Source organism: Stieleria sp. (assembly GCF_041595215.1).
GTDB classification, from domain to species: Bacteria; Planctomycetota; Planctomycetia; order Pirellulales; family Pirellulaceae; genus Stieleria; species Stieleria magnilauensis.
In genome coordinates, this window is the sequence record NZ_JBFHKV010000985.1 from 1 (window position 1) to 3,240 (window position 3,240).

At 59.7% G+C, this 3,240-nt stretch carries 1 pseudogene; it reads left to right on the forward strand.

Annotated elements, in window-relative coordinates:
* Positions 1-3,240 (forward strand): annotated as a pseudogene (locus ABX749_RS27120) (hypothetical protein); the annotation flags it as partial.

Below are 3,240 nucleotides of genomic sequence, written 5' to 3' on the forward strand. Positions count from 1 at the left end.
ACCGATGGCATCTTGAGCGTCCGCGATGCGTTGATCGGACTGCCGACCTTCAACCCGGCCGACGTCATGGCCGCCGGCGTCTTGAATCCGCCAGGAAACGGCGTGCTGTTGAACTTCGTCGGACAGTACGCGGGCGTCGATGTTTCCCTTCTGGAAATCGACAACTCGTTGAACTTGCCCTCGACCGCTGCGAGCATCAGCTTGCAAGCCGCTGTCGGATCCGGAGTCGCCGGTAGCTTCATCATGGACGTTTCCGGACTCAATGGGTTTGGCGCCAACGCGATCGGATTGGCATTCTCGCCGTTGGACTTCAACCTCTGGCACCCGACCTCGCTCCGCGCCACCGACGCCGGACACGGGATCAACGAAGCCGAAGATGACACGCGGGTGCCCGGTGACATTAGCGAGGCCTACGGCACGCCGGGAAGCTTCCGAAACTTTGACCAAGACGAAGGCGGCGTGAGCTACCAGTTTGGTCTGGAACAATGGGTCCTGAACCAAAACTCGGACTCCGAGCACTACCTGCAATACCTGCCGGGCGTCAACGCCCAGTACGGCATTCTGACGACCGAGTTCCATGCCGACTTGAGCAGCAACCCGGCCATCGTGGGCGACTTTGGGAACGGCGTCCAAGGGTCGTACAACCTGCCCGGAGGCGGTTATGGAACGTTGGAAACCGGCGAGTTCGATTTGGACGGGTCGGTTCGGGCTGATCGCCCAACGTTGTACTTCAGCTACTTCTTGGAAACCGAGGGACACGACGGTTCCGACATCGATTCCGATGGCGAGGATCCGTTCCGCGACAGCGCCCGCGTCTTCATCTCGGCCGATGGTGGTGCGACCTGGGATCTGGTCGCATCGAACAACTCGCAACTCAGTGTCGCCGATCCGACCGATTTCGGCGGAACCGCTGAACTGCCCGGATTCCTGTCACACCTGTCCGACGCCGGGCTCAATAGCGCGACGCCGCGAGCGCAGAGTCAGCAGATCGTTCAAGAGTTGTTTGACAACACCGGCCAGTGGCGACAAGCCCGCGTGGATTTGTCTCAGTATGCCGGTCTCACCGGATTGAAACTGCGGCTCGATTTCAGTTCGGCCGGTTCGGTCAACGACTCCACGCTCGGCCGCATCGACAATGAATACAATCCCGCCGCCGCGACCGACGTCGCTCCGTTCGGCGAATACGTCAGCACGACCAACAACGCGCGGTCGATTCGATCGCTCGACAACCAACATCAAGGGTTCTTTGTCGACGACTTTATCATCGGATACGCCGAACGCGGTGAAATGGTCACCGGCACCAACGGTGACGTGGGGCTGACGAACCTGTTCGCCGGCACCAGCCGTACCCGTGACCTGGATCCGGAACAGTTCCCGGACATCGTCAACGGACCGTATCAGTTGGAGATTCGCCGGACGGACGAGCACGTGGCGCTGACCCCGGTCGGTCCAGTCGTCGGTGCAATTTTTGACACCAACGACCGGCACGTCGATGAAGCAACCGAGACGGCGTTCCTGTCCTTCGAACCCGCCACCTTTGTCCCCAGCTTGTTGCCCCAAGACACAACGGTCCTGGGCGGATTCACCGCTTCGGAAATCGCCCCATGGTCGGTCACCAACGTGAATCCAAGCACCGGCATCAATAGTCTGCAATCCGGCCCGGTGGGAACCAATCGCGTCTCGATTTTCGAGGTCACGCGAGCCGAATTGGGATCGCTTTCCGATACCGCCGGTGTGATCCGTTTCTCCTACGACGTCAATTCGGCGCTCGAGACACACGGTTTACGATTCTTGATCGATGGCGTTCCGCAGCGATTGGTCAGCGACTCGGGCGAAGAGCCGATTCTCGATCCGACACTGGCCTCCGGTGTGACCGGTTACGTCACGGCCGAATTCACGTTCGGTTCGGGCAATCCGACCTTCACATGGGTGTACGACTTCACCGACACCGCACCGCCGCAGGGCGCCAACCGTGCGTTCATCGATAATGTCCAATTGCTGCAGGGCGGTACGGGATTACTGGCCGATCGCAACCGCGAACGGGCTCAGGGCAACCTGATTCTCGATTCGAACTTCATCAGCAACTCGTCCATTCTTGGCATCAACGTCGAGCCGGGAACGACTCAAGCCGGCGGCAGCGTTCCGCATCCGGGATCGACGATCAACTTCCCACAGTTGAACACCCAGCGACTGGTGCCCGGCGTCGTCATCCAAAATAACGTGATCTCCGGATCGTCCGGGATCCGTTTCGCCGGGGAGACGACAGCGATCCCACAGCGACCGGTTCCCTTCGGGCGGCTGCTCAATAACACGCTGGTCGGATCCGGACGAACGGGTACCGGGATCGAAATTGTGGGGCTGGCCAGTCCCACGTTGATGAACAACTTGATCACGGATTTCAATCGAGGAATCACCGACGGCGGCACCGGAACCGTCATCCGTTCGAACTTCTTCCAGAACAACACCAACAATGGCAACACCGGCACCGGCGCGCTGACCGCACCGGCGACCGCACCGCTGTTCGTGGATGCCGCCAACGGCAATTACTACCTGGACAGTTCATCGGCGGCGGTCGACAGTTCGCAGAACACCGAGCAAGATCGCCAGAACTATCTGACGTTCAAAACGGAGCTTGGCATTCCGGCGTCTCCGATCAATGCACCGCTGCGTGATGCGTTCGGTCAACTCCGCGTCGACCCGAATGCATCGGCGTTGGGTGATCGTGGAGCGTTGGAAGAAACCGACGTCGACGCACCGTACGCGGTGATTTTGAACCCGGTCGACAACGATTCCGAAGGCAACGATCGCGATCCGAGCAACACGGTGATTTGGGTGACCGATCCGCTGCTGGAAAACTTTACGATCTTCCTGGGTGACGGTCGCGATCCGAATTCGCCGTTCGAAGGCACCGGGGTGGACGGATTGACCGTCGACGATCCCAACGACGATACGATCTCAGATCGAGCGATTGAGATCACCCAGAATGGGATCCCGTTGGTCCAGGGCGTCGACTACGTCGTCGGTTACAACGAACTCAGTGGCATTCTGCGTCTGACACCGCTGTCGACGCTCTGGGAACCGTCCAGCGTTTACATCATCAACTTGGACAACTCGCTGATCGCCGACCGGGCGGGCAACCTGCTGCGATCGAACCAACGCAACGGTAACACCCGATTCACCGTCATCATTCCCGACGTGGAAATCGATTTCGGTGACGCCCCGGACACCTATCGCACGTTG